Raw genomic sequence first — 25,746 nt, forward strand, 5'->3', positions numbered from 1 at the left:
CCGACGGCCGGCGGCGCGGCCCTCACGAGCGGGCGATCCGCGAGAGGGCGCTGCGCACCATCGCCCCGCGGATCGTGCCCAGCTGGGTCGCGAGCCCCACCGCGTTCTCGGCAGCGCCGGCGGAGCCGGACGCCTCCCCGCGGCGGGCGCTGGAGGCGACGACGCTCTCGATGAGCGACATCTCGCGCTCGACGGCGACGCGGAGCGGTCGGAGATGGCGGGGCTCGATACCGGATCGGCCGAGGTCGACGAGCGCCTTGAGCGTCGTCACGGCCTCGTCCCCGAACACGTCGCCGCCCCGCACGAGCCCGGCGGCGATGGCCTCCTGGACGAGAGCGGGCGTGGCACCGGACTCGGCCGCGAGGCCCTCGCGGGTCAACCGCGTGGCGGGGCCGAGGAGCGAGGCGCTCGGACCCCCGACACCGGCCGGCAGGGCGGGCTCGCGTCCGGCGTCGATGTCGTCGAGGTATCCGCGGATGACCTTGAGGGGGAGGTAGTGGTCGCGCTGCAGAGCGAGGATCATCCGGAGCCGCTCGACGTCGGAGCCCGAGAACTTGCGGTAGCCGGAGTCGGTGCGGGCCGGCGAGACGAGCCCCTGCTCCTCGAGGAAGCGCAGCTTGGACGGGGTGACGTCCGGGAACTCACTGGTCAGCCTGGCCAGCACCTGCCCGATGCTCAGCAGAGCGGCGGAGCCGGTGGGGAGGGCGCGCGCGGAGGAGCGGCCCACGGCTCACGCGTCCGGAGCGGCGACGAGGTCGGCGCGGGACGCGTAGAAGGTGAGTCGGAACTTGCCGACCTGCACCTCGGAGCCGTCGGTGAGGATCGCGGACTCGATCCGGACCCCGTCGAAGTAGGTGCCGTTCAGGGAGCCGAGGTCGTGGACCTCGAACGCCGTGCCGCGGCGGACGAACTCGGCGTGCCGGCGCGAGACCGTGACGTCGTCGAGGAAGATGCCCGCGTCGGGGTGACGGCCGACCGTCGTGGAGTCGGTGTCGAGGAGGAAGCGGGCGCCGGTGTTCGGTCCGCGGCGCACGACCAGCAGCGCGGATCCCGAGGGCAGAGCCCCGACGGCCTCGGCCTCCTCGCGGGACGCGCGGTTGTCGAGAGCGGCGAGCTGGGCACCGATGTCGTCGGTGAACGTCAGAGTCGTCTCCGTCGACGGCTCACCGGGAACGGAATTGTGCTGGGCGGATGATGCTCCACCGACGGGCTCGACCAAGACGTACCTCCTATCAGGTCAGCGTATCCGAATCGTGACCCTCGTCGGACCCCTGAGCACCTGTGCGGACCCCCAGGACGAGGTCCCGCGTCTGGACGGCGTAGACGATCCCGGCCCACCAGTAGAGGAATGCGCCCCACAGCGCGAAGGCCCAGGCGATGGGGAGCGAGGCGGGCGCGAGGGCCGGGAACGCCTGCCCCAGCATGATCAGCGGGAGCGCGTAGAAGAGGCAGAAGGTCGCGAATTTCCCCAGGTGGTGCACGGGAAGCGGTCCGTAGCCGTTGTTCGCCAGGACGACCGCCAGGACCACGAGCATCAGGTCGCGGGCGAGCAGCACGGCGACCAGCCACCAGGGCACCAGTCCGCGGGCCGCGAGGCCCAGGACGGTGGCGAAGATGTAGAGGCGGTCGGCGGCCGGATCGAGGACGCGGCCGAGGCGCGTCATCTGGTCGAAGCGGCGCGCGATCCAGCCGTCGAGGTAGTCGGTGAGGCTCGAGACGACGAGGGTCAGGAGCGCGAGCGCGTCCTCGCCGAGGACCACGAGCACGAGGAACACCGGCACCAGCGCGAGACGCACCATGCTGAGGACGTTCGGGACCGTCCAGATCCGGTCCTCACCGGTGCGCGCCATGCGCCCAGCCTAGGCGGGGCGCACGGCGGCGTGGTCAGCGCTTGTCGCGCCAGACCCGCTCGAACGGCAGGCGCCAGGCGTGCGGCGCGATCAGCTGGTGGATCGCGTTCGGCCCCCAGGAGCCGGGCGCGTAGAGACGGACGGGCGGCGGATCCTGCAGGAGCGGCGCGGAGACCTCCCAGAGCCGCTCGATGCCCTCCGCGGTGGTGAACAGCGTGTGGTCTCCGCGCATCGCGTCGAGGATCAGGCGCTCGTAGGCCTCGAGCGCGTCGCCCGCGCGGTCGGTCTCCTGGAGCGCGAACTGCATGCTCAGCTTGTCGAGCCGCATGCCGGGACCGGGGCGCTTCCCGTAGAACGAGAGCGAGACCTTCGAGGCGTCCGCCAGGTCGAAGGTGAGGTGGTCCGGGCCGTGGGCACCGACTCCGGAGCCCTGCGGGAACATGCTCTTCGGGGGCTCGCGGAACGCGATCGAGATGATGCGCTGACCCTCGGCCATCCGCTTGCCGGTGCGGAGGTAGAACGGCACTCCCGCCCAGCGCCAGTTGTCGATCTCGCACTTCAGCGCGACGAAGGTGTCGGTCTCGGAGTCGGCGGCGACGCCCGGCTCGTCGCGGTAGCCGATGTACTGGCCGCGCACCACGTTCTCGGGGTTCAGCGGACGCATCGAGCGGAAGACCTTGTTCTTCTCCTCGCTGATGGCCTGGGGCTCCAGCGCGGTCGGCGGCTCCATCGCCATGAACGCCAGCACCTGGAAGAGGTGGGTGACGACCATGTCCTTGTACGCGCCGGTGGACTCGTAGAACTCGGCGCGACGGTCGAGCGTGAGGCGCTCGGGGATGTCGATCTGGACGTGATCGATGAAGTTGCGGTTCCAGATGGGCTCGAAGAGGCCGTTGGCGAAGCGGAAGGCGAGGATGTTCTGCGCCGGCTCCTTGCCGAGGAAGTGGTCGATCCGGAAGATCTGCTCCTCGCTGAAGGTCTCGTGGAGCTCCGCGTTGAGGACGACCGCGCTCTCGAGGTCGACGCCGAACGGCTTCTCCATGATGATCCGCGAGCGCTCGACCAGCCCGGCCTCGGCGAGCATCCGCACGACGGAGAGAGCTGCCCTGGGCGGGACGCTGAGGTAGTGCAGCCGGCTCACGTCCGGGCCGAGGACCGCCTCGGCGTCGGTCACGGCGGCGGCCAGCGCGGCCGGACCGGCGGACTGCGGGACGTAGCGGAGCTTGGACGCGAACTCGTCCCACTGCGCCGGCGTCAGGGAGCGGCTCCCGAACTCGTCGTAGGCCAGCTTCGCGAAGGCGCGGAACGAGGCGTCGTCGTGCTCCTCGAGCGAGGTGCCGACGATCTGCAGGTCCGGTGCGAGGGAGGAGAGCGCGAGGTGGGCCATCCCCGGGATGAGCTTGCGCCGGGCCAGGTCGCCGACGGCGCCGAACAGCACGACGACATGGGGTGCCGCCTGCTCGGTCTGGACGGCGGGAGCGGGGGGTGCGGTTGTCACGGTCACCCCTCGATCATTCCAGTTCGGATCGTGACGCAGGCGTCATGTGCTTGATACGCACCGCCGCTAAGGTCTCTCCCGTGCATCCGTTCTCCGACGCGTCCGCCGCGACCGCAGCACCCGCCTCCGCCACCGCCCCCTCCTCCGCCGACGGGACGACCGCGCCTCCGCTCGACGAGAGGATCCGCGCCGACGTCCACCTGCTGGGCGAGCTGCTCGGCCAGGTGCTCCGCGAGTCGGGCGAGCCCTCCCTCTACGAGGACGTGGAGCGCCTGCGCGCGCTCACGATCAGCGCCTACGACAGCGGCGACGCCGCCGGGACCGCGGAGGCGGAGGAGTTCGTCGCCTCGCTCACGCTCGAGCGCGCCGAGGAGGTCGCCCGGGCGTTCACCTGCTACTTCCACCTCGTCAACGTGGCGGAGGAGTTCCACCGCGTCCGCGTGCTGCGCCGGCGCGAGGCCGACGCCGGCGCGCAGTCGCCCGAGGACTCGATCCTCGCCTCGATGCGCCGGCTGACCGGGGAGCTCGGGGAGGACGAGGCGTTCGCGCGCCTGTCCCGACTGGAGTTCCGCCCGGTCCTCACGGCGCACCCGACCGAGGCGCGCCGCCGCGCAGTGGCCTCGACCATCCGCCGCATCAGCGACCTGCTCGAGCAGCGCGACGACCCGCGCATGGGCGGCGTCGTGCTGGTGGAGATCCGCCGCAAGCTGCTGGCCGAGGTCGACACGCTGTGGCGCACCGCTCCGCTGCGCGAGTCCAAGCCCACTCCCCTCGACGAGGTGCGCACCGCGATGAGCGTCTTCGACGAGTCGCTGTTCTCGGTGCTCCCCCGCGTCTACCGCCGCCTCGACGACGCTCTGCTCGGCGAGGGCTCGGGCACCCGGGCTCCGGTCGCACCGGCCTTCGTCCGCCTGGGCACCTGGATCGGCGGCGACCGCGACGGCAATCCCTTCGTCACCGCCGAGACGACCCTCGCTGCGGTGGACATCGCCTCCGAGCACGTCCTCATGGGCCTCGAGCGGGTCGCCCGCCGCGTGGGCCGCGCGCTGACCCTCGACGCGTCGACCACTCCCCCGTCGGCCGCCGTCGAGGCGCTCTGGGCCTCCTGCGTCGAGCGGGCTCCCGAGCTCGCCGCCGACATCGCCGAGCGCTCGCCCAACGAGGCGCACCGCCGCGTCCTGCTCTTCGCGGCCGAGCGCCTGGCCGCGACCCGGTCCGAGGGGCCGCTGGCCTACTCCGCCGCCGCCGAGCTGCTGGCCGAGCTGCGCACCCTCCAGGAGTCCCTGGTCGAGGCCGAGGACGTCCGCGCCGCCTACGGCGACCTCCAGGACTTCGTCTGGCAGCTCGAGACCTTCGGCTTCCACCTCGCCGAGATCGAGGTGCGCCAGCACTCGAAGGTGCACCGCGAGACGATCGCCGCGATCCGCGCCGGCGAGGAGCTCGACGAGCGCGGCCTCGAGGTCCTGTCGGTGTTCCGGGCGATCGCGAAGGTCCAGGAGCGCTTCGGCACCGACGCGGCGAGGCGGTACATCGTCTCCTTCACGCAGTCGGCCGACGACCTGCGGACGGTCTTCGAACTGGCCGAGGCGGCGACCGACGGCAAGCCGCCGATCATCGACGCGGTCCCGCTCTTCGAGACCTTCGCCGACCTCGACGCCTCGACCGACATCCTCGCCGAGATGATCCGCCTCCCCCAGGTGCAGGCGCGCCTCGCGGCCACCGGCAACCGGCTCGAGGTGATGCTCGGCTACTCCGACTCGTCGAAGGACGTCGGACCGGTCTCGGCGACGCTCGCGCTCTACGACGCGCAGGCGCGCATCGCGCAGTGGGCGGCCGACGAGGGCATCGTGCTCACGCTGTTCCACGGGCGCGGCGGAGCGCTCGGCCGCGGCGGCGGGCCGGCCAACCGGGCCGTCCTCGCGCAGCCGCCCGGATCGGTGGACGGCCGCTTCAAGCTGACGGAGCAGGGCGAGGTCATCTTCGCCCGCTACGGCAACCCGGACATCGCCACCCGGCACATCGAGCAGGTGGCGGGAGCGACGCTGCTCGCCTCCTCCCCCGCGGTCGGCGAGCGCAACGCGGGCGCCGCGGAGCGCTTCGCCGAGGTGGCGGCGACGATGGACCGCGAGTCGCGCCGCCGCTTCTTCGAGCTCGTGAAGGCCGACGGCTTCGCGCCGTGGTTCGCCCGGGTCACCCCGCAGGAGGAGGTGGGCCTGCTCGCCCTCGGCTCGCGTCCGGCCCGCCGCGGCCTCTCGGTCGAGTCGCTCGAGGACCTGCGAGCGATCCCGTGGGTCTTCGCCTGGACCCAGGCCCGCGTCAACCTGACCGGCTGGTTCGGGCTTGGCAGCGCGCTCGAGGCCGTCGGCGACCTCGACCTGCTCCGCGAGGCCTACGCCTCCTGGCCGCTGTTCACGACGATGGTCGACAACGTCGAGATGTCGCTCGCGAAGACCGACGAGGGCATCGCCCGCCGCTACCTCGCCCTCGACTCCCGCGACGACCTCGCCGGACTCGTGCTCGACGAGATGGCGCTCACCCGCCGGTGGGTGCTCTCGATCACCGGCGAGGAGAGCCTGCTCACGGGCCACCGCGTGCTCGGCCGTGCCGTGCGCCTGCGCACCCCGTACGTCAACGCGCTCTCGCTCCTGCAGCTGCGCGCACTGAAGGCGCTCCGCACCGACCCGGGCGGATCCGGGACGGAGCAGAACCAGCGGCTGCTCCTGCTCGCGGTCAACGGAGTCGCGGCGGGTCTGCAGAACACCGGCTGATCCCGGCTCGGAACGACGGAACCCCCGGCGGCCTCACGGCTGCCGGGGGTTCTCGTGCGTCTGCGGGCGCCTCCCGCCTGCGGAGCGGGTCGAGGCGCCGGGCGGATCAGGCCTGCGGGGCGACGCCGGCCTCCTGAGCGGCCTTCGCCTCCTCGTACTGACGGCGCACCTCGACCATGTCGAGGCCGCGGACCTGCTCGATCAGGTTGTCGAGCGCGGGGGCGGGCAGGGCGCCGGGCTGAGCCATCAGCGGGATCCCGTCGCGGTACACCACGAGGGTGGGGATGGAGGAGATGCCGTAGCTCGCGGCGAGCTGCTGCTGGTCCTCCGTGTCGACCTTCGCGAAGGTGATGTCGGCGTTCTTCTCGCTCGTGGCCTCGAAGACCGGAGCGAACTGCTTGCACGGGCCGCACCAGTCGGCCCAGAAGTCGATGAGGACGATGCCGTCGGCGATCGTCTGGTCGTGGGAGTCGAGGGTCATCGCAGTCGTAGCCATGGGGGATGCAACCGGGTGCCCCCGCGGCCTATTCCCGGGCGGGATCGAGGAGGTCGAGCAGCGACCTCGGACCGACCACGGCGGCCCCGAGCGCCTCGACGCGGGCGGCCAGTCCACGGTCGGCCGTCACGACGACCGCGGTCTCGAGCGCGCCGACCAGCTCGACGATCGCGTCGTCGCCCGAGCCGTCGGCCGCGTGGACCGTCAGCCGCTCCATGAGAGCGCCCGGCTCCGGACGGGCGGCGCGCGCCGCTCCCTCGAGCACCACGGCGATGCGCGGCCAGACCGTGTCGGCGTCGATCCCCAGGAGACGGCCGGGAACGCCGGCCTCCGCGAGGCGGGCCAGGGAGGCGAGGAGGCGCTCCGCGGCGCCGGCTCGGTCGCGCCACCAGCCGTCGGGGCGTGAGCCGACCACGTTGGCGGCGTCCACGACGAGCACCGGGATCGAGGAGCCGAGCGCGCGCAGGCCCGGCCAGGCCGCTCCGAAGCCCGGGTGCAGCGGCAGGGAGTCGACCTCGTCGGGGGCGACCCAGCGCAGCTCGGTGCTCTCGGCGTCGCTGATGCGGGGAGTGAAGTGCTCGCGGGACTCGGCCAGGACTGTGGAGTAGCTCCACGGTCCGATCACGACGACGCTGGAGAGCACGGGCAGGATCAGGTCGGCGGGGACGCCCGCCTCCTCCTCCGACTCCCGGAGGGCCGCCTCGAAGGCCGTCTCCTCGGGGTGACGGGCGCCGCCGGGCAGCCCCCAGGTGTCCCCGAAGTGGCTCCAGCTGACGCGGTGCTGGAGCAGGACGCGTCCCGACGGATCGCGCAGGAGGAGGCCGGCGGCGCCGAAGCGTCCCCAGAAGCGGCGTCCGTCGCCGATCTCGACCCAGCCGTCGCCGAGCGACGCGTCGAAGGGGTGGCGCGGGAGCACGGCGTCCGCGCCGGGGTCCTCGCTGGTCATGCCCTCCAGCCTCCCACACCGCGCCCGCCGCGCCCGACCCCGACGGGCTGGCAGAATCGGACGATGCGCCGCTCGAGACCTCTCCGCCTCGCGACGCTCGCCTGGCTCGCGCTGATCGCCCTGATCACGCTGACGCCCGCGCCCTACCCGGCCGGGGAGCCCAACGCGCTGATCCGCGGGCTCATCGCGTTCCTCGCCTCCACGCCGCTCACCGGCTGGTTCGACTTCGACGTGGCGGAGTTCACCGCGAACGTGCTGCTCTTCGTGCCGCTCGGTGCGCTGATCGCCGCGCAACTGCCGGCGGGGCGCCGCCTGTGGGCCGCCGCCATCGGGCTCGGGGTGTCGGCGGCCGTCGAGACCGCGCAGCTGCTGTGGCTGCCGACCCGCGTCTCCGACGTGCAGGACCTCGTCTCGAACGGCAGCGGCTCCCTGATCGGCGCCCTGCTGACGATCGCGCTGCTCCGCTTCTCCCCCCGCCGCCGCTCCCGGAAGGACCGCACCGCCCATGCCCGCTGAGACCCTCGTCGTGCTCGACCGACCCTCCCTCGACGCCGAGGCGCACTCGCCGGGAGGTCCCGCGCACCGCATCGATCCGAGCGGGCGCGGCGATCTGGACGTCACCGACCTCGGCTTCACCCGCGGCGACGGCGTGTTCGAGACGATCAACCTGGTCGACGGACGGCTGCAGGCGCTCGACGCGCACCTGGACCGCTTCGAGCGCTCGGCCCGGATGCTCGACCTGCCCCGGCCGGACCGGCCCGCCTGGCTCGAGGCGATCGGAGCGGCGGTGGCCGCGCACCCGCCCGTCGCCGAGGCGATGGTGAAGACGATCCTGACCCGCGGCGTCGAGGGCGGCGGGCGGCCCACCGGCGTCGTCTTCGTCCAGACCAGCCCGGACTTCGGCCCGGCCCGCCGCGACGGCGTGCGCGTGGTGCTCCTGGACCGCGGGCTGCGCTCGGACGTGCAGTCGACGTCCCCCTGGCTGCTCGCCGGCGCGAAGACGCTCTCGTACGCGGTGAACCGTGCGGCCGCGCGGGAGGCCGCCCGGCGCGGTGCCGACGACGCCCTGTTCGTGTCGAGCGACGGCTACCTGCTCGAGGGGCCGACCTCGAACCTCGTGCTGCTGACGGGCGGGGAGCTCGTGACTCCTCCGCCGAGCCTTGGGCTGCTGCCCGGCACCACGCAGGCCGACCTGTTCGCGCTCGCGCCGGGCCTCGGCCTCGGGACGGCGGTGCGTCCGCTGCGCTCGGGCGATCTGGAGGCGGCGGACGCGGCGTGGCTGGTCTCGAGCGCGCGCAACGCCGCTCCCGTCCGCGCCGTCGACGGGACCGACCGCCGCGTCGACGCCGACCTCTCGGCCCGGATCAACGCCGCGCTGCTCGCCCGCTGAGACTCCGATCCTCTCCCTGGGACGCCCCGCGCCGAGCGCGGACGGCGTCCCGGAGGAGAGAGGGCTCAGGAGAGGCCGTCGACGTCCGCGGGGCCGCGGCTGATCAGTCCGCCGCGGACGTGCTCGACGGTGGGGTCGAGCTGGACCGGCTCGCGCTCGTCCGCCGCCTCGTCGTTGATCACGGCCGACACGATGCCGCGCCAGTCGGTGCCCTCGGCCACGGCGTCCTCGGAGCCGACGCGGCGCGTGACGAACACGGCCTCCGACTCCTCGCCCGCGTGCGAGATGACGGCGAGGACGCCGACGGTGCGACCGCCCGGGTGCTCGATCCGCCACTCCTCGTGCCCGGACGGCACGAGCGAGAACTCCAGGCCCGCGTGCGGGAAGCCGGTGGGGCGCAGCTCGGACGGGGATCCGCTCTGCGGGGGCGCGCCGCGGGTGGGGACCCCGGTGCCCTCGCCGCTCGTCGTGCTCATGCCGACGTCGCCGCGGGTTCCGCCGGCTCCGGAGCTGTCGTTCGCCGCGACCATGCGGTCGTCGCTGCTCCGCAGCGCGTCGTCCGCTCCGGTGTAGATGCTGTCGTCTCGGTTCATGGGAACCTCCTTGTCGGCGGCCAGTGTAGGACCGCGGGGTGGGTGGCGAGCGGGCGCCGTTCGTAGACTGGGGGGATGCAGATCCCGGTGACCGGTGCCGTGCGGGTGGACGCGTGGCTCTGGGCGGTGCGCATCTACAAGACGCGCTCCGCCGCGACGACCGCGGCCCGGGCCGGCCACATCCGGGTCAACGGCGAGCGGGCCAAGGCGGCGCAGACCGTGCGGGTCGGCGACGAGGTCCGCGCCCGGATCGGCGGCTTCGACCGGGAGCTGATCGTCCGCGGACTCGTGGTCAAGCGGGTCGGTGCGCCGGTGGCCGCCGAGTGCATGGAGGACCGGACACCCCCGCCGCCGCCCCGGGAGTCCGCGCCGGGCGTGATCGTCCGTGACCGCGGAGCGGGCCGCCCGACGAAGCGCGACCGGCGCGACATCGAGCGCCTCCGCGGATTCTGACCGCGCGACCCGGCAGCGGCCTCAGGGGGCGAGCGCGCGCAGGCGCTCCAGGAGCCCCTCCGCCGCCTCGTCGAGGAACCGCTGCTGCAGCTCGTCGCCGACCTGGACGAGGGCGATGTCGGTGAAGCCCGCCTCGATGTAGGGCACGAAGCTCTGGGCGAGCTCGTCGAGGTCGGGGCCGCAGGCGATCTGCTCGGCGACGTCCTCCGGGCGCACGAACTGGCTCGCTCCGGCGAAGCCGGCGGGGGTCGGCAGATCGGAGTTGACCGCCCAGCCGCCGGCGAACCAGCGGAACTGCTCGTGGGCCAGCGCCACTCCCTGCTCCTTGTCCGGCGCCCAGCAGATCGGGATCTGGCCGATCGTGCGCGAGGGGGCGGCGTCCGCACCGCGGACCGCGGTCCACTGCGAGATCAGCTCGGCGTCGGGCTCGGTCGTGATGAGGTGGTCGCCGATCGGCGCGAAGCGGGCGATCGACTTCTCCCCCGAGACCGCCAGGCCGATCTCGACCGGCGTGTCCGGCAGGTCCCAGATGCGGGCGGAGTCGACGCGGAAGTACTCGCCCTCCCAGGTCACCAACTCGCCGGTGTGCAGCTCGCGGATGAGGTGGACGGCCTCCTCGAGCATGTCCTGGCGCACGGCGACCGAGGGCCAGCCCTCGCCGACGACGTGCTCGTTGAGGTTCTCGCCCGAGCCGAGGCCGAGCGTGAAGCGGTCGTCGGAGAGGATCGCGAGCGTCGCGGCCTTCTGCGCCACCACGGCCGGGTGGTAGCGGATGGTCGGCGCGGTGACGTAGGTCGTGAGGTCGATGGTCGACGTGGCCTGCGCGACCGCTCCGAGCAGCGTCCAGGCGTAGGAGGCGTGCCCCTGCTCGGTCAGCCACGGCGAGTAGTGGTCGCTCGAGACTGCGAACTCGAAGCCGAGCCTCTCGGCGTCGACCGCGTAGCCCACCAGCTGCTTGGGTCCGCTCTGCTCGGTCATCAGGGTGTATCCGAATCGCACCATGGTCCGTCCTCGTTCCGCTCGTCGTGGGATGCCCGGGGGCACGTCCCATGGTGGGCGGGGCGCCGGATGCGCGCTAACCCCTTGCCCCGGTTGCGAGCGGCGGCTAGCGCGGCGTCAGACGAAGCGGATGCGGTTCTGCACCCGGGTGCGGACCTCGAACGACTCGCCGTACCCGCCGAGCCGCGGGTCGTCCGTGCCGGAGCGCAGCAGCTGCGGCAGCAGCGAGCGGCGGATGACGACGGCGCCCTGGTGCCTGCCGCGCTCGACCTGCTCGAACGGCTGCTCCAGCGCGTCGTCCGGCACGACCACGACGCTCGTCGAGAAGCGGACGCCCAGCTCGCGGCCGAGACGGCGCGCGGCCTTCGCGAGCGAGGCGATCGGCTTCTCGTCCTCGGCGATCCCGGGGCCCTCGAGCTCGCCCTTCCTCAGGCGGACCGGGTCGCCCCAGTCGGCGGAGGTCAGCGCGAGCAGGCCGGCCGGCCCGAGCACGAGGTGGTCGATCTTGAGCCCGCCGTCGCCGACCGCGACGTCGTTCCAGATCGTGTAGGCGATGCCGAGCGCGCCGACGAGCGCGGCCGTCGCCTCCTCGGCCTGAGCCTTCGCGAGCCAGGAGCGGACCTCGCGAGGAGCGGAGCGGACGATCGCCGGGTCGAAGGGGTCCTCGGTCTCGACGCCGCGGCCGAGCCACTCGCGCACCAGGCGCAGGTAGTACTCGCGCGCCGCGCCTCCCGGGTGACCGTAGGAGCGGGCGCGCACGGCCGAGGCGGTCTGCGGGCGCGGTGAGCCGGTGTACGGCGACTGCGGGGAGGACCTCCCGGGGGCGGGAGCGCCTCGGTCGTAGTCGCCGCGGGCGGAGGCGCTGCCGATCCGCTCCCAGGCGAGCTGCACCGCGTGGAACGACGCGGCGTCGCCTCCCGTGTCCGGATGGGTCTCGCGGAGGCGGAGCCGGTACGCCCGGCGGAGCTCGTCGTCGGACGCGGTGGCGGCGACGCCCAGCACCTCGTAGGGGGTGCGGGCGGCGTGGCTGTCGGGCATGTGCTTCCGGGAGGGTCGGGGCGGGGGGTTCCGAGTGTATCGACGCGGGCCGGGCGCCCGGTGGGAGCGCGCACCGCGTCGGCTCGGAACGCGCCGAGCGCCCAGCGGGGGAATGGGCGCCCGGCGGGGGTCAGTGCGCGAGCAGCTCGCGCACCCGCGGGATGACCTGCGTGCCGTAGAGCTCGATGTTGCGCATGATCGCCGGGTGCGGCAGCGTCCCGGCGCTGTACTTGAGGTCGAAGCGGTCGATGCCCAGGGCCTCGACCGTTCGCGCGATCTTCCGGGCGACCGTCTCGGGCGAGCCGAGGTGGATGGCGCCGTCGGGGCCGGCCTCCTCCTCGAAGCGCTCGCGGGTCATCGGGGACCAGCCGCGCTCGCGGCCGATGGCGTCCATCATCGCCTTGTGGTGCGGGAAGTACAGCTCGCGCGCCTCCTCGTCGGTGTCGGCGACGAAGCCGGGCGAGTGCACGGCGACCGGGAGGCGGGGCTGCTCGAGCTGGTCGAGCGCGCGGCCGAAGAGGTCGACGTAGGGGCGGAAGCGGGCCGGCGAGCCGCCGATGATCGCCAGGACGAGCGGGAAGCCGTACCGGGCGGCGCGGACGACCGACTCGGGGCTGCCGCCGACGCCGATCCAGGTGCGGAGGGTGCCGTTGTCGAGGGTCGGGTAGACGCTCTGCTCGGTGAGCGCGGGGCGGGTCGTGCCCTGCCAGGTGACCGGGCCGCCCTGGATCAGGGCGTGGAAGAGGTCGAGCTTCTCCTCGAAGAGGACCTCGTACTGCGCGAGGTCGTAGCCGAAGAGCGGGAAGGACTCGGTGAAGGAGCCGCGGCCGAGGATGACCTCGGCCCGGCCGCCGGAGAGTCCGTCGAGGGTGGCGAAGCGCTGGTAGACGCGCACCGGGTCGTCCGAGGAGAGGACCGTCACGGCGGAGCCGAGGTGGATGCGCTCGGTGCGGGCCGCGATGGCGGCGAGCACGACGTCCGGTGCGCTCACGGCGAAGTCGGCGCGGTGGTGCTCGCCGATCCCGAAGAAGTCGATGCCGACCCGGTCGGCCAGGACTCCCTCCTCGACCACGTCGCGGAGGACCTGGCCGTGCGGCAGCGGGGCGCCGTCGGGGCCGGCGGTGACGTCGCCGAACGTGTCGACGCCGAACTTGACTTCATGCATACTCATGGACTTCTGCAACCTCCGGGGGTCGACGGCTATTCCTGCGGGCGGGGTCCGACGTCCCCGGGCAGGAGCGCGTCGGAAGAGACGATCCCCGCCTCGAGCGCCGGCTCGCGGTAGGCGCGCCCGAGCGAGGCGACGGTGTCGTGCGCGTTCAGGCCGCTCGGGTTCGGCAGCACCCAGAGCGGCGCGCCCGCCACGTCCTCCTCCTGCCTGCCCTGCACCGCCCTGCGGCGTCCGAACGCGATCCGGTAGGCGGTGATGCCGACGACCGCGACGGCCCGGGGCCGCACCCGCCCCACGGTGGCGACCAGCCGCTGAGCGCCCTCGCGCAGCTCCTCCGCGGTCAGCTCGTCGGCGCGGGCGGTCGCCCGGGAGGCGAGATTGGTGATGCCGACGCCGCGGGAGACGAGCTCCGCGCGGTCCGCGGCGCCCATCCCCTCGGACACGCGCGGCGCGCGCTCGAGGATCCCGGCCGCGACGAGCGCCGGGTAGAAGCGGTTGCCGGGGTGGGCGAAGTGCGCGCCGGTGGCGGCGGTCCACAGTCCCGGGTTGATGCCGACGAAGAGGAGCCGGACGTCGTCGCCCAGCAGGTCCTCGACGGTGCGGTCCTGGAACGCTGCGAGCTCGGCGCGGGTGAACGGCATGCGACCATCCTGCCGCGGCGCAAGGCCTCTCGGCACGGGGTCGCCGGTGCCAGCATGGAGGCATGACGAACGCATCCCAGGACCACCCGATCCAGCACGGCAGCGACGACGCGCAGCTCGACGAGAAGCTTCGCGGCGTGCTGCTGCAGGTCGCCGGCGACGCCGAGCTGCGACCGGAGGAGGACGTCGAGACCCTGCTGCGCCAGCGCCTGCGCGACACGCGGATCTCGATCTCGGACGAGGCGATCCCGGGGCTCGCCAAGCGCATCCCCGGACTCATGCAGCGCGGGGGCGGCGACGTGAACCCCGGGGCGCACTAGCCCCGGGGGACGGGCGCGGGCCGAGCGGCCGCTCGGGCCGCGCCGGCTCGCGCTACTCGGGGACCGCCGGGCCCTTGCGGTGGTGGTCGAACACCAGGCTCGTGCGCGTCGAGGCCACCGCCGGATTCGCCGAGAGGTTCGAGACCACGAAGTCCCGCACGTCGCTGGAGTCGCGGACCGCGACGTGGATGATGAAGTCCTCCGAGCCGCCGAGGAAGAACACCTGCACCACCTCGGGCAGCGCGCGGATCTCCTCCGCGAAGCGCGTGATCGCCTGGCGCTGGCCGACGCGGATGCTGACGCTGATCAGCGCCTGCAGGGTCAGGCCGAGCGCCGCCGGGTCGAGCTCGGCGGTGAAGCCGGTGATGACGCCGCGCTCGACGAGGCCCCGGACGCGTGCGACGCAGGTCGACGGGGCGATGCCGGCGCGCTCGGCGAGCCGGCTGTTGGGCGTCCGCGCGTCGGCGCGGAGGAGGCGCACCAGGGTCCGATCGACCGGATCCAGGTCGTCGAGGTCGTGCAGATCCTTCGGTGGCATGCGCCCGCTCCCTCACTCCGCCGACGAACCTTCGGCCCGTGCGGTGACTTCCGACCGATCCTGCGGAGTTCCTCCGCTCCGGGCACGATCTTCGCACGATGGGGGCAGAGCCGGTGCAGGATCGGCGCCCACCGCCCGCCCCGCGGGCCGCAGCGAAGGAGCCGCCGTGCGCGTCGGGATCCCCACCGAGATCAAGAACAACGAGAACCGGGTCGCCGCCACTCCGGCCGGCGTCCACGAGCTGGTGCGCCGCGGCCACGAGGTCCTCGTCGAGGCCGGCGCGGGCCTGGGCTCGCGCGTGTCGGACGACGACTTCCGCCGCGCCGGCGCCCGCGTCGTCGACGGGCCCGACGAGGTCTGGGGCGAGTCCGAGCTGGTCCTCAAGGTCAAGGAGCCGATCGAGGCCGAGTACCCGCGGATGCGCCGCGACCAGGTGCTCTTCACCTACCTCCACCTCGCCGCCTCCCGCCCGTGCACCGATGCGCTGCTCGCGGCGGGGACGACCTCCATCGCCTACGAGACGGTCCAGCTGGACGACCGGCGGCTGCCGCTGCTCTCGCCGATGAGCGAGGTCGCCGGGCGCCTGTCGATCACGGTCGGCGCCTACCACCTCATGAGTGCCGTCGGCGGACGGGGCACGCTACTCGGCGGGGTCCCCGGCACTCCGAAGGCGAAGGTCGTCGTGATCGGCGGCGGCACGGCCGGCGAGCACGCCGCGGCGAACGCCCTCGGCATGGGGGCCGACGTCACGATCGTCGACCTCTCGCTCCCCCGCCTTGCGCAGCTCGAGAACCGCTTCCAGGGCGCGATCCAGACCCGCGCCTCCTCGGCCTACGAGATCGCCGCGCAGCTGGCCGACGCCGACCTCGTGATCGGATCCGTCCTCATCCCGGGCGCCAAGGCGCCCAAGCTGGTGACCGACGAGATGGTCGCCACGATGAAGCCGGGCTCGGTGCTGGTCGACATCGCGATCGACCAGGGCGGCTGCTTCGAGGGCTCGCGTCCGACCACGCACGACGACCCGGTGTTCCCCGTGCACCGGAGCGTCTACTACTGCGTCGCGAACATGCCCGGCGCCGTCCCCGAGACCTCGACCCGCGCGCTCACCAACGCGACGCTCCCCTACGCGCTCGCGCTGGCCGACCGCGGGTGGCGGGCCGCCCTGGCCGCCGACCCGGCGCTCGCCCGCGGCCTGAGCACCCACGACGGCCGGGTGACGAACACCGCCGTCGCCGCGGCCTTCGACCTCCCGGCCGTGCCGGTGGAGTCGCTGCTGCTCTAGGCGCCCGCGGGCGCGAGGCCGAGCCCCCCGAGGATCTCGGCGATCTCCTCCTCCGGAGCGCCGCCCACGTCGACCGTGACGTAGAGCTCGTCGTCGCCGAGGGGCTCGAGCGCCTCGAACTGCGAGTCGAGCAGCGTGGTCGGCATGAAGTGGCCGACCCGCGAGGCGAGCCGCCCGGCGATACGGTCTCTCGATCCCGCGAGGTGCGCGAAGACGAGGTCGTCGCGGCGCAGGACGTCGCGGTAGCGGCGGCGCAGGGCAGAGCAGGTCACGACGACCGAGCCGCCCGCGGCGATCCGCTGGTCCACCACGCGGGCGATCTCGGCCAGCCAGGGCGCCCGGTCCTCGTCGGTCAGCGGGATGCCGGCGTGCATCTTGTCGACATTCGCCTGCGGGTGCAGGTCGTCCCCCTCGAGGAACTCCCAGCCCAGTCGGCGCGCCAGGAGCGACGCGACGGTCGACTTGCCGCTGCCGGAGACGCCCATGACGACGACGGCGCGGACGGGGACGGTGGGAAGAGCGGTCATCAGATACCTCCTACGAAGAGACCGATCAGGAGGACCCCGGCGAGCCCGGTCACCGAGACCAGGCACTCCATCACGGTCCAGGTCTTGAGCGTCTGGCCGATGCTGAGCCCGAGGTACTCCTTCACCAGCCAGAACCCGGCGTCGTTGACGTGCGACAGGAACACCGAGCCGGCGCCGATCGCGAGCACCATGAGGGCGACCATCGGCCCGTCCATGGTCTCGGTCAGCGGCTGGAGGATCCCTGCGGCGGTCACGGTGGCGACGGTCGCGGAGCCGGTGGCGACGCGGATCACGACGGCCACGAGCCAGGCGAGCAGCAGCGCCGAGGCGCCGCTCCCCTCCGCGAGCTGGGCGACCACCCCGCCGATCCCGGTGTCGACGAGGACCTGCTTGAAACCGCCGCCCGCGCCGACGATGAGCAGGATGCCCGCGATCGGCGGCAGCGAGCTCGAGAGCGAGGCCTGCAGCTCGGTGCGGTTCATCCGGCCGCCGCGGCCGAGCAGGACCAGACCGGCCAGGAGCGCGATCCCCAGCGCGATGGTCGGCGTGCCGAGGAAGTCGAGGGCGCCCTTCCAGGCGTCCGTGGAGCCCGGGGCCGCGATGTCGGCGATCGCCTTGCCCAGCATCAGCACGACCGGCAGCAGGATGCTCGCGACGGCGGCGGCGAAGCCCGGGCGGTGCTCGCGCGTCTCGCTCGCGCCCTCGCCGAAGAGCGGCGGCGTCTCCACCGGCGCCCAGCGGGCGGCGACCCGGCCGAAGAGCGGGCCGGCGACGACGACGGTGGGGATCGCGACCAGGACGCCGAACGCGAGGGTCACGCCGAGGTTCGCGCCGAGTGCGTCGATCGCGACCAGCGGTCCGGGGTGGGGCGGGACGAGGCCGTGCATCACCGAGAGGCCGGCGAGCGTCGGGATCGCCACCTTCATCAGCGGCAGACCGCTCCGGCGGGCGACCAGGATCACGACCGGGATCAGCAGCACGAGCCCGACCTCGAAGAACATCGGCAGCCCGATCAGCGCGCCGACGAAGCCCATCATCCAGGGCAGCGCGCGAGTGCTCGAGCGGGCGATGAGGGTGTCCACGATGCGGTCCGCGCCGCCCGAGTCGGCGAGGAGCTTGCCGTACATCGCGCCGAGGCCGATGAGGATGCCGACGCCGCCCATGGTGTTGCCGAACCCCAGCGCGAAGCTGGCGACCGCGTCCGCCGCCGCCAGCCCCGCGATCAGGCCCGTCGTCAGCGCTCCGATCAGCAGGGAGACGAAGGGGTGCAGCTTCAGCCAGGTGATCAGCACGACGATCACGGCGATGCCGACGACGGCGGCGAGGATCAGCTGCCCCTGCCCGGCGGTGGTGGCGGGGGCGTCCCCGGCGGCGGCGCGGAGGGCGGGGAGGAGGGTCGGTGTCATGAGCGTCCTTGGTCGAGCCGACGGCCAGCGGCCGGCTTTTGTCCGACATAACCTGCGTGTGTCCCGATCATGCCCGAAGATCGGCCGGGACGCGACTCCGGCGATGGCAGGATGACCGCATGCCCGCGCCGACGCCCTCGCTGCACCACTCGGTGCTGGACGAGCTCGGCTCGCAGATCGTGCGCGGCGAGCTCGCGCCGGGCACCACCTTCAGCGCCGACGAGCGTGCGGAACGGCGCGGGGTCTCCCGCTCGGTGATGCGGGAGGCGGTGCGCGTCCTCGAGACGCTCGGGCTCGTGACGTCCCGCCGCCGCGCGGGGACGCGGGTCCAGCCTCCGGAGTGCTGGAACGCCCTGGACACGCGGGTCGTCGCGTGGGGACTGGACGGCCCGGACCGGCGGCGCCAGCTGCACCAGCTCAGCGAGCTCCGACTCGGGGTGGAGCCGCTCGCCGCCCGGCTCGCCGCGGCGAACGCGACCGAGGAGCAGCGGCGGGCGCTCACGGAGGCGGGCGACGCCCTCTCCACCCACTCCCGTGCAGCCGACCAGTCCGCCTACCTCGCCGCCGACACCGCCTTCCACCGCTCCCTCCTGGCCGCGTCCGGCAACCTGATGCTCGCGCAGCTGGGCGATCTGGTCGCCGAGGTCCTCGCCGGCCGCACCCGCAACGCGCTCATGCCGCGCGAGGCCGACTCCACCGCGGTGCGGCTGCACCGGGCGGTGGCCGCCGCCGTCGCCTCGGGCGACGCGGACGCTGCGGAGGCCGCGATGCGGGCGATCGTCGAGGAGTCGGACCGGGCGGTCCAGGAGAGCTGACGGGGTTGCACGCCCGCAGCGCCGCGCGCACAGTGGAGCGCATGGTCGAGGGATACACGTCCGCGCAGGTGCGGGCCGCCGAGGCTCCGCACCTGGCCCGGCGGGAGCCGCTGATGCAGCGCGCCGCCGACGGCCTCGCCCGCGAGCTTCGCCTCGTGCTCGCCGGGCGCTCCGACCGCTCCCGTCCGGGCTCGGTGCTCGTCCTGGTCGGTCCGGGCGACAACGGCGGTGACGCGCTCTACGCGGCCGCCGAGCTCTCCTCCTCCGGAACCGACGTCGTCCTCGTCCTCACGGCCGAGCGGGTGCACCGCCGGGGCCTCGCCGTGGCGCTCGACGAGGGCTGCGGGCAGGTGCCGGCCGACGACGCGCCCGGCCTCGCCGCGGCGGTGGCGCGGGCGGATGTCCTGGTCGACGGGATCCTCGGCATCGGAGCGAAGGAGCCCGCGCTGCGGGGGCGGCCGCGCGTCGTCGTCGAGGCGGTGCTCGACGCGCTGGAGCGGCGGGCCGAGCGCCCGGTGGTCGTCGCGGTCGACCTGCCGAGCGGAATCCATCCCGACGACGGGTCGGTCCCCGATCCCACCGTGCTGCGCGCCGATGTGACGGTCGCCTTCGGCGCGATCAAGGCCGGTCTGCTGCTGCCTCCGGGCGACTCCTACGCGGGCCGTCTGCGCCTGGTCGACATCGGCCTCGGCCCGGACCTGGCCGGAGTGGAGCCCGCGGTCCGCGAGTGAGCGAGCGGCTCAGGAGGGAGCGAGGAGGTGCGCCTTCTCGGGGTGCTGCTCGAACCACTGCCCGACGTACCAGCACATCGGCACGACGCTCCGCCCGCCGGCGGCCTCGATGTCGTCGACGGCGAAGGAGACGAGCTCCCCTGCGAGCCCGCGGCCGCGGAAGGGCGGGGTCGTGAAGGAGCGGACGAGGGAGACGCTGCCGGGCGCCTCGCGGTAGTCGAGGACGCCCACCAGGGCGCCGTCGAGGTGGAGCTCGTAGCGCGACGCGTCGTCCGCCCGGCGGAAGTCCTTGGCCATGCCTCCAGAGTAGGACGGCCCGGACGGATCAGGCCTCGTCGCCGAGCATCTCGCCGTCGACGTAGAGCCAGCGCCCGTCCTCGCGCAGGAAGCGGCTGCGCTCGTGTACGAGGCCGGGGCCGGCGGGCGAGCGGTAGGAGGCGCGGAACTCGACCAGGCCCTCCTCGTCGCCCTCCCCGCCGAACGAGATGTCGACGATCTGGAGCCGGCGCCACTGGACGTCGGGATCGAGGTCGATGCGGCGCGGCCGGGTCAAGGGGTGCCAGCTCGCGAGCAGGTAGGGGGCGCTGCCGAGGACGTTCGCGCTGTAGCGGCTGCGCATCAGGCGCTCCGCCGTCGGCGAGGGCTCCTCGCCGAGGTGGGCGGGGCGGCAGCAGTCGGCGTAGTGGCGGCGGCTTCCGCAGGGGCAGGAGTCGGCGGGATGCATCCGGCCAGTGTGGCAGGCGATGCGGCGCCCCCGGCCCGGCGAGGCTCCGGCGAGCGCCGTGACTCCCCGGACCGTCCAGGTGTGCATCCCCTCCATATCCGCTCCGCCGCCTTGAGGGTGCCGCCGGATCCCGGCAACGTGGCCCCCTCATCGACCACGGACGGAAGGAACGACCCGATGCTCACGCTCACCGACAACGCCAGCACCGTCGTCAAGACCATCACCGGGCAGACCGAGACCCCCGTCGAGGGAGGCCTGCGCATCAGCGGCACCGATCTCGACGCCCGCAACTTCGCTGTCGCGGTCGCCGCGGCCCCCGAGACGACGGACGCCGTCGTGGAGCAGGACGGAGCGCGCGTGTTCCTCGACGTCGCCGCCTCCGTCGCTCTCGGCGACAAGGTCCTCGACGCGCAGGTGGACGAGGGCGGCTCCATCAGCTTCGGGATCGCTCCCCAGGACTGACCCCGTCGACATCGGAGGCCGCCCCCACCGCAGTGCGGGAGGGCGGCCTCCGTCGTCCCAGGATCAGGAGAGGATGTCGCGGGTGGTGAAGCGGCCGATCGCGAGCGACCCGAACACGGCGACGTAGGCGAGCTGGAGCAGCGCGTTCTCGCCGAAGGAGCTCCACGCGATCGGGTCGCGCAGGAGGTCGGCGAAGTCGAACCACCGGTCGGTCAGCAGGAACGGGTGGAGGGCGTCCAGCTGCGAGAGCGAGCCGACGATCTGCGCCGCGATGGAGACGACGACGGTGGCCGCCATGGCGCCGACCGGCACATCGGTCAGCGTCGAGATGAAGAGGCCGATCGCCGAGAGCCCGACCAGCGAGAGCGCCGCGTACACGGCGATCGCCAGGGCCCGGCCGATCGCGTCGCCGAGCGGGACGGTGCTGCCGGAGAGCAGCGTCACCGGTCCCGCCGGGAAGAGTGCCAGGCCGATCAGGATCCCGACCACCATGACGGTGAGTGCTGCGGCGAGGCAGAAGGCGAGGGAGGCGGCGAACTTCACCGCGAGCAGCCGCACGCGGCCGACGGGGCTGACCAGCAGGTAGCGCAGCGTCCCGAGCGAGGCCTCGCCCGCGATCGCGTCGCCGGCAACGACCCCGACCGTGAGCGGGAGGAACAGCGGGACGGCGACCGTGATGGCCGCGAAGCCGGTGAAGAGGCCGTTGCCGGCGATCGCGCCCACGAAAGAGGGCCCGCCTCCGTCCCCGCCCGAGAGCCGCACTGCGACGGCGAGCAGGATCGGGATGGCGGCCAGGGCCGCGAGCAGCGCCCAGGTGCGGCGCCGGCGGAAGAGCAGGGCGAGCTCGGAGGCGAGCAGGGACCCGATCCCTGCGCGGCGGACGGTCGCGTCAGCGCTCGACATCGAAGCCCTCCCCGGTCAGCTCGACGAAGCGCTCCTCGAGCGAGGGGCGGCGGACGGAGAACCCGCGGACGCGGACGTCGGCCCGCACGAGGTCGGCGACCAGCGCCTCGGCCGCGAGCCCGGGCGGCAGAGCGGCGACGACCAGCGGCGGATCGGCGGGGTGCGGGCCCGGCGCGGTGCGCGGCTCCAGACCCCGGGTGTGCAGGGCCACGATCGCGCGCTCGCGGTCGGGCGTCAGCAGCTCGACCGAGGCGGCGTCCCCGCGCAGCTCGTCCAGCCCGCCCTGGGCGACGAGGCGCCCTGTGCGCATGACGGCGGCGTGGGTGCAGAGCTGCTCGATCTCGGCGAGGAGGTGGCTGGAGACGAGGACGGTCGTGCCGTCCTGGTTCAGTCCGCGCACAAGGGCGCGGACCTCGCGGGTGCCCTGCGGGTCGAGGCCGTTCGTGGGCTCGTCCAGCACGATCAGGTCGCGCGGCGAGAGGAGGGCGACCGCGATGCCGAGCCGCTGCTTCATGCCCAGGGAGTAGGAGCCGACCTTCTTGCGCGCCGCGGCCGAGAGGCCGACGCGGGCGAGGGCCTCCTTCGCGCGGGCGTCGCGGGTGCGGGACGAGGTGCCCGCCTCCGCGGCGTCGAAGCGCCGGAGGTTGGCCGCTCCGGAGAGGAACGGGTAGAAGCCCGGCCCCTCGACCAGCGCCCCCACTCGGGGCAGGACCTCGGCCGCGCGCCGGGGCATGGCCTGCCCGAGGACGGTGATGCTGCCCGCGGTCGGCGCGGCGAGGGCGAGCAGCATCCGGATCGTCGTGGTCTTGCCCGAGCCGTTCGGGCCGAGGAAGCCGAAGACGGCGCCGCGGGGAACGGCGAGGTCGAGACCGGAGACCGCTTCCTGGCGCCCGAAGCGCTTGGTGAGGCCCCGCGTCTCGACGGCGAGCTCGCCCGCCGTCACCGAGCGGAGGCCGCGTCGCGGAGCGTCTCGGCCGGGACCGCTCCGGCGAGGACGCGTCCGTCGTCGGTGACGAGGACGGTCAGCAGGGCGGAGGAGAGGATGCGGCCGCCGTCGACCGGCGTGGTGACCGCGTCGAGCGAGGAGAGCGCGTCGGCGTCACCGGCGGGCAGCTCGACGACGCTCGTCCAGCCGGAGCCCGTGGTGGCGACGTCGGAGTGCTCGGCCGTGCCCGCGGCGGGCGCGTCGGAGGCGTCCGCCGCGTCGTCGACCGGAGCGGCCTGCTCCGTCACCTCGGCGCCGGCCGGGGGCGTGAAGGAGAAGAGGGACGCGTCGGGCGTCGAGAAGTCGATGCTCGTGTACGCGACGCTGAACGCGGGCGCGGTGCCCCCGCGGGCCGTCACCGCCACTCCGAGCGGGAGGCCCGTCTCGCCGTCGACCGAGACGGTCACCGAGCCCACGAGGGTGCCGCCGTCGCGGGGCGTGAGCACGAGCTCGTACGCGTCGCGCCCGGCGACGCTGACGTCCGAGCCGACCGCGACCGTGGTCGTCGGGTCGATCGCGGCGAGCAGCTGCTCGGCGGCGGACGACGGCGTGACGACCTGATCGCCCGGCGAGGCCTCGGGGGCTCCGCCCGCGGGAGGCACGAGGTGGGTGGCGGTGTTCGCGCTCGAGTCGTAGATCCAGACTCCGTCGGTCGTCGAGGCGACGACGTCGCGCTCGGCCAGCCGGTCGAGCACCTGGAGGCGCGCGCCCTTCTCGGCGTCGACGTACACGCGCGCCTGGTGCGAGCCCGTGGCGAGCTCGACGAGGGAGTCGGCGGGGTCGGCGGACGCCGAGCCGGCCGAGCCGCCGAGCGCCGAGAGGTCGGGCAGGCCGAGGTCCGAGGTCTGCCGGATCTCGCCGGAGAACGCCGTGGTGTCGCTCTCGGCGACGAAGGCGAGGAGGTCGGCGGCGGACTTCTCGGGGAGGTCTCCCGCGGCGCTCGCCGAGAGGGGGAGGGCGACGGCCGCGGCGACGACGACCGCGGGGACGACGGCGACGGGCGTCCAGCGCTTCCAGTCAATGCTCATGCCGGGAACGCTACGCCTCGAACCTCCGCGGCGGGCCGGGAACGTCCCGGTCCACAGCCTTCCGGAAGGGGGTGCGGTCCGAGACCGCGGCCGGGATGATCAGGGCATGGACCTCCCGTTCGCGCTCCCCGTCGCCCCGATGCTCGCCAAGGCCGTTCCTGCGGTGCCGGAGCAGACCGCCGTCGCGGGCGGATACTCCTACGAGCCGAAGTGGGACGGGTTCCGCGCGATCGTCTCGGTCTCCGGCGGGGAGTGCGAGATCGGGAGCCGCGGCTCCAAGCCGCTGACCCGGTACTTCCCCGAGCTCGTCGAGGCCTTCCTCCGGCTGCTCCCCGACGGCTGCGTGCTCGACGGCGAGATCGTCCTGGCGACCGGCGAGCCGGGTGCCCAGCGGCTCGACTGGGACCTGCTCTCGCAGCGCATCCATCCGGCCGCGAGCCGCGTGAAGATGCTGGCGGAGACCACCCCGGCGATGCTCGTCGCCTTCGACCTGCTCGCCGTCGACGGGCGCAGCATGCTCGAGGAGCCGTACTCGGCGCGGCGGGAGGCGCTCGCCGCGGTGATGGCCGGCGTCCCGCATCCGCTGCACCTCGGCCGCGCCACCGACGACGAGGCCCTGGCGCGCGACTGGCTGGAGCGCTTCGAGGGCGCAGGACTGGACGGCGTCGTGGCGAAGCCCCTGGCCGCGCCCTACTCCCCCGGGAAGCGCGCCGTGCTCAAGGTCAAGCACCACCGCACGGCCGACGTGATCGCGATCGGGTACCGCGAGCACGCCTCCAAGCCGGGCGTGGGCTCGATCCTGCTCGGCCTGCACGGCGACGACGGAGAGGTCCGCCAGGTCGGCGGGGCCTCGGCCTTCAGCGACGAGCGTCGCGTGCAGCTGCTGGAGGAGCTCGCACCCGCGGTCGAGCGCGACGCGGGGGGAGCGCCGGTGCGCGGCGAGGGCGAGCGGAGCCGGTTCTCGAGCGGCCGCGACACCTCCTTCGTGCGTCTGCGTCCCGAGCTCGTGCTCGAGGTCCGCTACGACCAGCGCGAGGGCGACCGCTTCCGGCACACCGTGCAGTTCGAGCGCTGGCGCCCGGACCGCGACGCCGCCTCCTGCACCATGGAGCAGCTGGAGCAGCCGACCGCGTACGACCTCGGCGACGTCCTCGGCTAGGCCTTCTTCGCGCGGCTGGGCTGCACGCGGGGCGGCTCGCCCGGCATCTTGGGGAAGTCGGGCGGGAACGGCAGCTCGCCGAGGCCGGCGGCGACATCGCGCTCCCACCAGCCGAGCAGGGCGTCGAGGTGACCGGGGGCGTCGTGCATCCGGGCCCACGGATCACCGCGCTCGGCGAGGCGCGCCGGGACCGTGCGGATCGTGAAGGCCCGCGGGTCGACGCCGTCGAGCTCGTCCCAGTCCAGCGGAGTGGAGACGGGAGCGTGCGCGAGCGGCCGCGGGCTGTAGGCACCGGCGATCGTGCGGTCGCGGTTGGCCTGGTTGAAGTCGACGAAGATCCGCTCGCCGCGCTCCTCCTTCCACCACGCCGTCGTGACCTGCTCGGGCATCCGCCGCTCCAGCTCGCGCGCCGCGGCGATCACCGCGTGGCGGACGTCGAGGAACTCGTGCTCGGCGACGATCGGCGCGAAGACGTGCAGGCCGCGGTTGCCGGACGTCTTCACGAACGGGTCGAGGCCGGCCTCCCGCAGGACCTCCCGCAGCGCGTGCGCGGCGACGACCGCGTCGGCGACGTCGGTGCCGGGCTGCGGGTCGAGGTCGATCCGGAGCTGGTCGGGCAGGTCGGGCGCATCGGCGCGGGACGCCCACGGGTGGAAGACGACGGTGTTCATCTGCGCCGCCCAGACGGCGGCCGCGGGCTCGTCGATCACGAGCTGCGGATGCACCCGCCCGCTCGGGTACGTCACCGGGACGGACCGGACGTACTCGGGCGCGCCCTTGGGCGGGTTCTTCGAGAAGAACTGCTCGCCCTCGATCCCGGAGGAGAACCGCTGCAGCGAGACGGGGCGGCCGCCGTTCGCCGCGACGAACGGCTCGCCGACGGCGATCAGGTACTCCGCGACCTCGCGCTTGGTGATGCCCGGCTCCGGGAACAGCACGCGCTCGGGGCTCGAGATCCGCACCTCCCGGTCGCCGTGCGGTCCGGGGACGGTGAGGACGACGGCGTCGCTGCTGGGCATCTGC

30 protein-coding genes are annotated in these 25,746 nt (G+C 73.8%); 10 read left to right on the top strand and 20 right to left on the bottom strand.

Going from position 1 to position 25,746, the window contains the following annotated elements:
- Positions 1 to 22: 22 nt before the first annotated feature.
- Genes C5C35_RS09810 through zwf form a run of 4 tightly spaced genes read right to left on the bottom strand, consistent with a single transcriptional unit; the run spans position 23 to position 3,348 of the window.
- Positions 23 to 727 (bottom strand): MerR family transcriptional regulator, encoded by a 705-nt coding sequence (locus C5C35_RS09810; protein ID WP_104222574.1) that lies wholly within the window; start codon positions 725 to 727, stop codon positions 23 to 25.
- A 3-nt stretch (positions 728 to 730) separates the two neighbouring features.
- A complete protein-coding gene (locus tag C5C35_RS09815) occupies positions 731 to 1,219 on the bottom strand; it encodes an FHA domain-containing protein (protein WP_104222573.1) in 489 nt (162 codons plus the stop codon).
- 13 nt (positions 1,220 to 1,232) lie between these two features.
- The gene (locus C5C35_RS09820) at positions 1,233 to 1,850 is read right to left on the bottom strand and encodes a CDP-alcohol phosphatidyltransferase family protein (protein ID WP_104222572.1); all 618 of its coding nucleotides are present in this window, start codon (positions 1,848 to 1,850) and stop codon (positions 1,233 to 1,235) included.
- Positions 1,851 to 1,884: 34 nt separating this feature from the next.
- Complete coding sequence (gene zwf, locus C5C35_RS09825; protein WP_104225448.1) at positions 1,885 to 3,348, bottom strand: glucose-6-phosphate dehydrogenase; 1,464 nt, start codon at positions 3,346 to 3,348, stop codon at positions 1,885 to 1,887.
- A 44-nt stretch (positions 3,349 to 3,392) separates the two neighbouring features.
- Between zwf and C5C35_RS09830 the strand changes: the two genes are divergently transcribed.
- Complete coding sequence (locus C5C35_RS09830) at positions 3,393 to 6,116, top strand: phosphoenolpyruvate carboxylase (protein ID WP_104263026.1); 2,724 nt, start codon at positions 3,393 to 3,395, stop codon at positions 6,114 to 6,116.
- 106 nt (positions 6,117 to 6,222) lie between these two features.
- Here C5C35_RS09830 and trxA read toward each other — a convergent pair whose 3' ends face one another.
- Both trxA and C5C35_RS09840 read right to left on the bottom strand, forming a co-directional pair.
- Positions 6,223 to 6,612: a thioredoxin gene (gene trxA / locus C5C35_RS09835; RefSeq protein WP_104222570.1), complete on the bottom strand. Its 390-nt coding sequence runs from the start codon at positions 6,610 to 6,612 to the stop codon at positions 6,223 to 6,225.
- A gap of 28 nt (positions 6,613 to 6,640) precedes the next feature.
- Positions 6,641 to 7,558 (bottom strand): NUDIX domain-containing protein, encoded by a 918-nt coding sequence (locus C5C35_RS09840; RefSeq protein ID WP_104250743.1) that lies wholly within the window; start codon positions 7,556 to 7,558, stop codon positions 6,641 to 6,643.
- A gap of 63 nt (positions 7,559 to 7,621) precedes the next feature.
- Here C5C35_RS09840 and C5C35_RS09845 point away from each other — a divergent pair, with 63 nt between their 5' ends.
- Both C5C35_RS09845 and C5C35_RS09850 read left to right on the top strand, forming a co-directional pair.
- A complete protein-coding gene (locus tag C5C35_RS09845) occupies positions 7,622 to 8,074 on the top strand; it encodes a VanZ family protein (protein WP_104263027.1) in 453 nt (150 codons plus the stop codon).
- Positions 8,064 to 8,948, top strand: a complete 885-nt coding sequence (locus C5C35_RS09850; RefSeq protein WP_104247151.1) for an aminotransferase class IV — start codon at positions 8,064 to 8,066, stop codon at positions 8,946 to 8,948. Before C5C35_RS09845 ends, C5C35_RS09850 begins: the two co-directional genes overlap by 11 nt.
- A 65-nt stretch (positions 8,949 to 9,013) precedes the next feature.
- Here the strand turns inward: C5C35_RS09850 and C5C35_RS09855 are convergent, their stop codons facing one another.
- Complete coding sequence (locus tag C5C35_RS09855; RefSeq protein ID WP_104263028.1) at positions 9,014 to 9,541, bottom strand: hypothetical protein; 528 nt, start codon at positions 9,539 to 9,541, stop codon at positions 9,014 to 9,016.
- Between the two features lie 75 nt (positions 9,542 to 9,616).
- On the opposite strand from C5C35_RS09855, the gene C5C35_RS09860 reads away from it, so the two are divergent.
- Positions 9,617 to 9,994 (top strand): RNA-binding S4 domain-containing protein, encoded by a 378-nt coding sequence (locus C5C35_RS09860; protein WP_181027140.1) that lies wholly within the window; start codon positions 9,617 to 9,619, stop codon positions 9,992 to 9,994.
- Positions 9,995 to 10,015: 21 nt separating this feature from the next.
- Here the strand turns inward: C5C35_RS09860 and C5C35_RS09865 are convergent, their stop codons facing one another.
- The 4 genes from C5C35_RS09865 to C5C35_RS09880 all read right to left on the bottom strand — a co-directional run bounded on the left by C5C35_RS09865 (position 10,016) and on the right by C5C35_RS09880 (position 13,843).
- Positions 10,016 to 10,996 (bottom strand): TIGR03557 family F420-dependent LLM class oxidoreductase, encoded by a 981-nt coding sequence (locus C5C35_RS09865; protein WP_104222565.1) that lies wholly within the window; start codon positions 10,994 to 10,996, stop codon positions 10,016 to 10,018.
- Between the two features lie 114 nt (positions 10,997 to 11,110).
- Complete coding sequence (locus tag C5C35_RS09870; protein WP_104222564.1) at positions 11,111 to 12,031, bottom strand: J domain-containing protein; 921 nt, start codon at positions 12,029 to 12,031, stop codon at positions 11,111 to 11,113.
- Positions 12,032 to 12,161: 130 nt separating this feature from the next.
- Entirely contained in the window at positions 12,162 to 13,196 is a 1,035-nt protein-coding gene (locus C5C35_RS09875) for an LLM class flavin-dependent oxidoreductase (RefSeq protein WP_104225389.1), read from the bottom strand.
- Positions 13,197 to 13,231: 35 nt separating this feature from the next.
- Entirely contained in the window at positions 13,232 to 13,843 is a 612-nt protein-coding gene (locus tag C5C35_RS09880) for a mismatch-specific DNA-glycosylase (protein ID WP_104257309.1), read from the bottom strand.
- A 62-nt stretch (positions 13,844 to 13,905) separates the two neighbouring features.
- Here C5C35_RS09880 and C5C35_RS09885 point away from each other — a divergent pair, with 62 nt between their 5' ends.
- Positions 13,906 to 14,163 carry a hypothetical protein gene (locus tag C5C35_RS09885; RefSeq protein ID WP_104222561.1) on the top strand — a complete coding sequence of 86 codons (258 nt, stop codon included), beginning with the start codon at positions 13,906 to 13,908 and terminating at the stop codon, positions 14,161 to 14,163.
- Between the two features lie 52 nt (positions 14,164 to 14,215).
- On the opposite strand, the gene C5C35_RS09890 is transcribed toward C5C35_RS09885, so the two are convergent.
- Positions 14,216 to 14,701: an Lrp/AsnC family transcriptional regulator gene (locus C5C35_RS09890; RefSeq protein ID WP_104222560.1), complete on the bottom strand. Its 486-nt coding sequence runs from the start codon at positions 14,699 to 14,701 to the stop codon at positions 14,216 to 14,218.
- 166 nt (positions 14,702 to 14,867) lie between these two features.
- Here C5C35_RS09890 and ald point away from each other — a divergent pair, with 166 nt between their 5' ends.
- On the top strand, positions 14,868 to 15,983 hold the full coding sequence (ald, locus tag C5C35_RS09895; RefSeq protein WP_104233361.1) for an alanine dehydrogenase: 1,116 nt from the start codon (positions 14,868 to 14,870) through the stop codon (positions 15,981 to 15,983).
- Here the strand turns inward: ald and C5C35_RS09900 are convergent.
- Together C5C35_RS09900 and C5C35_RS09905 are read right to left on the bottom strand one after the other, a co-directional pair.
- Positions 15,980 to 16,510, bottom strand: a complete 531-nt coding sequence (locus C5C35_RS09900) for a gluconokinase (RefSeq protein ID WP_104233362.1) — start codon at positions 16,508 to 16,510, stop codon at positions 15,980 to 15,982. The genes ald and C5C35_RS09900 overlap by 4 nt on opposite strands.
- A complete protein-coding gene (locus C5C35_RS09905; RefSeq protein WP_104233363.1) occupies positions 16,510 to 17,916 on the bottom strand; it encodes a GntP family permease in 1,407 nt (468 codons plus the stop codon). Before C5C35_RS09905 ends, C5C35_RS09900 begins: the two co-directional genes overlap by 1 nt.
- A 119-nt stretch (positions 17,917 to 18,035) precedes the next feature.
- Here C5C35_RS09905 and C5C35_RS09910 point away from each other — a divergent pair, with 119 nt between their 5' ends.
- Entirely contained in the window at positions 18,036 to 18,731 is a 696-nt protein-coding gene (locus C5C35_RS09910) for a FadR/GntR family transcriptional regulator (protein WP_104233364.1), read from the top strand.
- A 41-nt stretch (positions 18,732 to 18,772) separates the two neighbouring features.
- Positions 18,773 to 19,462 carry an NAD(P)H-hydrate epimerase gene (locus tag C5C35_RS09915; protein ID WP_104233365.1) on the top strand — a complete coding sequence of 230 codons (690 nt, stop codon included), beginning with the start codon at positions 18,773 to 18,775 and terminating at the stop codon, positions 19,460 to 19,462.
- 9 nt (positions 19,463 to 19,471) lie between these two features.
- Here C5C35_RS09915 and C5C35_RS09920 read toward each other — a convergent pair whose 3' ends face one another.
- Positions 19,472 to 19,759 carry a GNAT family N-acetyltransferase gene (locus C5C35_RS09920; RefSeq protein WP_104222554.1) on the bottom strand — a complete coding sequence of 96 codons (288 nt, stop codon included), beginning with the start codon at positions 19,757 to 19,759 and terminating at the stop codon, positions 19,472 to 19,474.
- Positions 19,760 to 19,787: 28 nt separating this feature from the next.
- On the bottom strand, positions 19,788 to 20,186 hold the full coding sequence (locus C5C35_RS09925; RefSeq protein WP_104263036.1) for a YchJ family protein: 399 nt from the start codon (positions 20,184 to 20,186) through the stop codon (positions 19,788 to 19,790).
- A gap of 177 nt (positions 20,187 to 20,363) precedes the next feature.
- On the opposite strand from C5C35_RS09925, the gene C5C35_RS09930 reads away from it, so the two are divergent.
- A complete protein-coding gene (locus C5C35_RS09930) occupies positions 20,364 to 20,648 on the top strand; it encodes a hypothetical protein (protein ID WP_104263029.1) in 285 nt (94 codons plus the stop codon).
- 63 nt (positions 20,649 to 20,711) lie between these two features.
- Here the strand turns inward: C5C35_RS09930 and C5C35_RS09935 are convergent, their stop codons facing one another.
- The 3 genes from C5C35_RS09935 to C5C35_RS09945 are packed head-to-tail and all read right to left on the bottom strand — an operon-like array spanning position 20,712 to position 23,564.
- Positions 20,712 to 21,551 carry an ABC transporter permease gene (locus C5C35_RS09935; RefSeq protein ID WP_104247161.1) on the bottom strand — a complete coding sequence of 280 codons (840 nt, stop codon included), beginning with the start codon at positions 21,549 to 21,551 and terminating at the stop codon, positions 20,712 to 20,714.
- The gene (locus tag C5C35_RS09940; protein ID WP_104257306.1) at positions 21,538 to 22,494 is read right to left on the bottom strand and encodes an ABC transporter ATP-binding protein; all 957 of its coding nucleotides are present in this window, start codon (positions 22,492 to 22,494) and stop codon (positions 21,538 to 21,540) included. Before C5C35_RS09940 ends, C5C35_RS09935 begins: the two co-directional genes overlap by 14 nt.
- The gene (locus C5C35_RS09945; RefSeq protein ID WP_104257305.1) at positions 22,491 to 23,564 is read right to left on the bottom strand and encodes a DUF2092 domain-containing protein; all 1,074 of its coding nucleotides are present in this window, start codon (positions 23,562 to 23,564) and stop codon (positions 22,491 to 22,493) included. Before C5C35_RS09945 ends, C5C35_RS09940 begins: the two co-directional genes overlap by 4 nt.
- 106 nt (positions 23,565 to 23,670) lie before the next feature.
- Between C5C35_RS09945 and C5C35_RS09950 the strand changes: the two genes are divergently transcribed.
- Positions 23,671 to 24,723, top strand: coding sequence for an ATP-dependent DNA ligase (locus C5C35_RS09950; RefSeq protein WP_104257304.1), 1,053 nt, complete (start codon positions 23,671 to 23,673; stop codon positions 24,721 to 24,723).
- Here C5C35_RS09950 and ligD read toward each other — a convergent pair.
- Positions 24,720 to 25,742 (bottom strand): non-homologous end-joining DNA ligase, encoded by a 1,023-nt coding sequence (gene ligD / locus C5C35_RS09955; protein ID WP_181027141.1) that lies wholly within the window; start codon positions 25,740 to 25,742, stop codon positions 24,720 to 24,722. The two genes, C5C35_RS09950 and ligD, sit on opposite strands and share 4 nt — an antisense overlap.
- Between the last annotated feature and the right edge of the window lie 4 nt (positions 25,743 to 25,746).

Source organism: Rathayibacter sp. AY1F8 (assembly GCF_002932165.1).
Lineage (GTDB): Bacteria > Actinomycetota > Actinomycetes > Actinomycetales > Microbacteriaceae > Rathayibacter.

Coding starts and splice junctions, on each gene's coding strand:
- C5C35_RS09820 (WP_104222572.1), bottom strand. CDS start 1,850: ATGGCGCGCACCGGTGAGGACCGGATCTGGACGGTCCCGAACGTCCTC.
- C5C35_RS09830 (WP_104263026.1), top strand. CDS start 3,393: ATGTGCTTGATACGCACCGCCGCTAAGGTCTCTCCCGTGCATCCGTTC.
- trxA (WP_104222570.1), bottom strand. CDS start 6,612: ATGGCTACGACTGCGATGACCCTCGACTCCCACGACCAGACGATCGCC.
- C5C35_RS09840 (WP_104250743.1), bottom strand. CDS start 7,558: ATGACCAGCGAGGACCCCGGCGCGGACGCCGTGCTCCCGCGCCACCCC.
- C5C35_RS09845 (WP_104263027.1), top strand. CDS start 7,622: ATGCGCCGCTCGAGACCTCTCCGCCTCGCGACGCTCGCCTGGCTCGCG.
- C5C35_RS09850 (WP_104247151.1), top strand. CDS start 8,064: ATGCCCGCTGAGACCCTCGTCGTGCTCGACCGACCCTCCCTCGACGCC.
- C5C35_RS09855 (WP_104263028.1), bottom strand. CDS start 9,541: ATGAACCGAGACGACAGCATCTACACCGGAGCGGACGACGCGCTGCGG.
- C5C35_RS09860 (WP_181027140.1), top strand. CDS start 9,617: ATGCAGATCCCGGTGACCGGTGCCGTGCGGGTGGACGCGTGGCTCTGG.
- C5C35_RS09865 (WP_104222565.1), bottom strand. CDS start 10,996: ATGGTGCGATTCGGATACACCCTGATGACCGAGCAGAGCGGACCCAAG.
- C5C35_RS09870 (WP_104222564.1), bottom strand. CDS start 12,031: ATGCCCGACAGCCACGCCGCCCGCACCCCCTACGAGGTGCTGGGCGTC.
- C5C35_RS09875 (WP_104225389.1), bottom strand. CDS start 13,196: ATGCATGAAGTCAAGTTCGGCGTCGACACGTTCGGCGACGTCACCGCC.
- C5C35_RS09880 (WP_104257309.1), bottom strand. CDS start 13,843: ATGCCGTTCACCCGCGCCGAGCTCGCAGCGTTCCAGGACCGCACCGTC.
- C5C35_RS09885 (WP_104222561.1), top strand. CDS start 13,906: ATGACGAACGCATCCCAGGACCACCCGATCCAGCACGGCAGCGACGAC.
- C5C35_RS09890 (WP_104222560.1), bottom strand. CDS start 14,701: ATGCCACCGAAGGATCTGCACGACCTCGACGACCTGGATCCGGTCGAT.
- C5C35_RS09900 (WP_104233362.1), bottom strand. CDS start 16,510: ATGACCGCTCTTCCCACCGTCCCCGTCCGCGCCGTCGTCGTCATGGGC.
- C5C35_RS09905 (WP_104233363.1), bottom strand. CDS start 17,916: ATGACACCGACCCTCCTCCCCGCCCTCCGCGCCGCCGCCGGGGACGCC.
- C5C35_RS09910 (WP_104233364.1), top strand. CDS start 18,036: ATGCCCGCGCCGACGCCCTCGCTGCACCACTCGGTGCTGGACGAGCTC.
- C5C35_RS09915 (WP_104233365.1), top strand. CDS start 18,773: ATGGTCGAGGGATACACGTCCGCGCAGGTGCGGGCCGCCGAGGCTCCG.
- C5C35_RS09920 (WP_104222554.1), bottom strand. CDS start 19,759: ATGGCCAAGGACTTCCGCCGGGCGGACGACGCGTCGCGCTACGAGCTC.
- C5C35_RS09925 (WP_104263036.1), bottom strand. CDS start 20,186: ATGCATCCCGCCGACTCCTGCCCCTGCGGAAGCCGCCGCCACTACGCC.
- C5C35_RS09930 (WP_104263029.1), top strand. CDS start 20,364: ATGCTCACGCTCACCGACAACGCCAGCACCGTCGTCAAGACCATCACC.
- C5C35_RS09935 (WP_104247161.1), bottom strand. CDS start 21,551: ATGTCGAGCGCTGACGCGACCGTCCGCCGCGCAGGGATCGGGTCCCTG.
- C5C35_RS09945 (WP_104257305.1), bottom strand. CDS start 23,564: ATGAGCATTGACTGGAAGCGCTGGACGCCCGTCGCCGTCGTCCCCGCG.
- C5C35_RS09950 (WP_104257304.1), top strand. CDS start 23,671: ATGGACCTCCCGTTCGCGCTCCCCGTCGCCCCGATGCTCGCCAAGGCC.
- ligD (WP_181027141.1), bottom strand. CDS start 25,742: ATGCCCAGCAGCGACGCCGTCGTCCTCACCGTCCCCGGACCGCACGGC.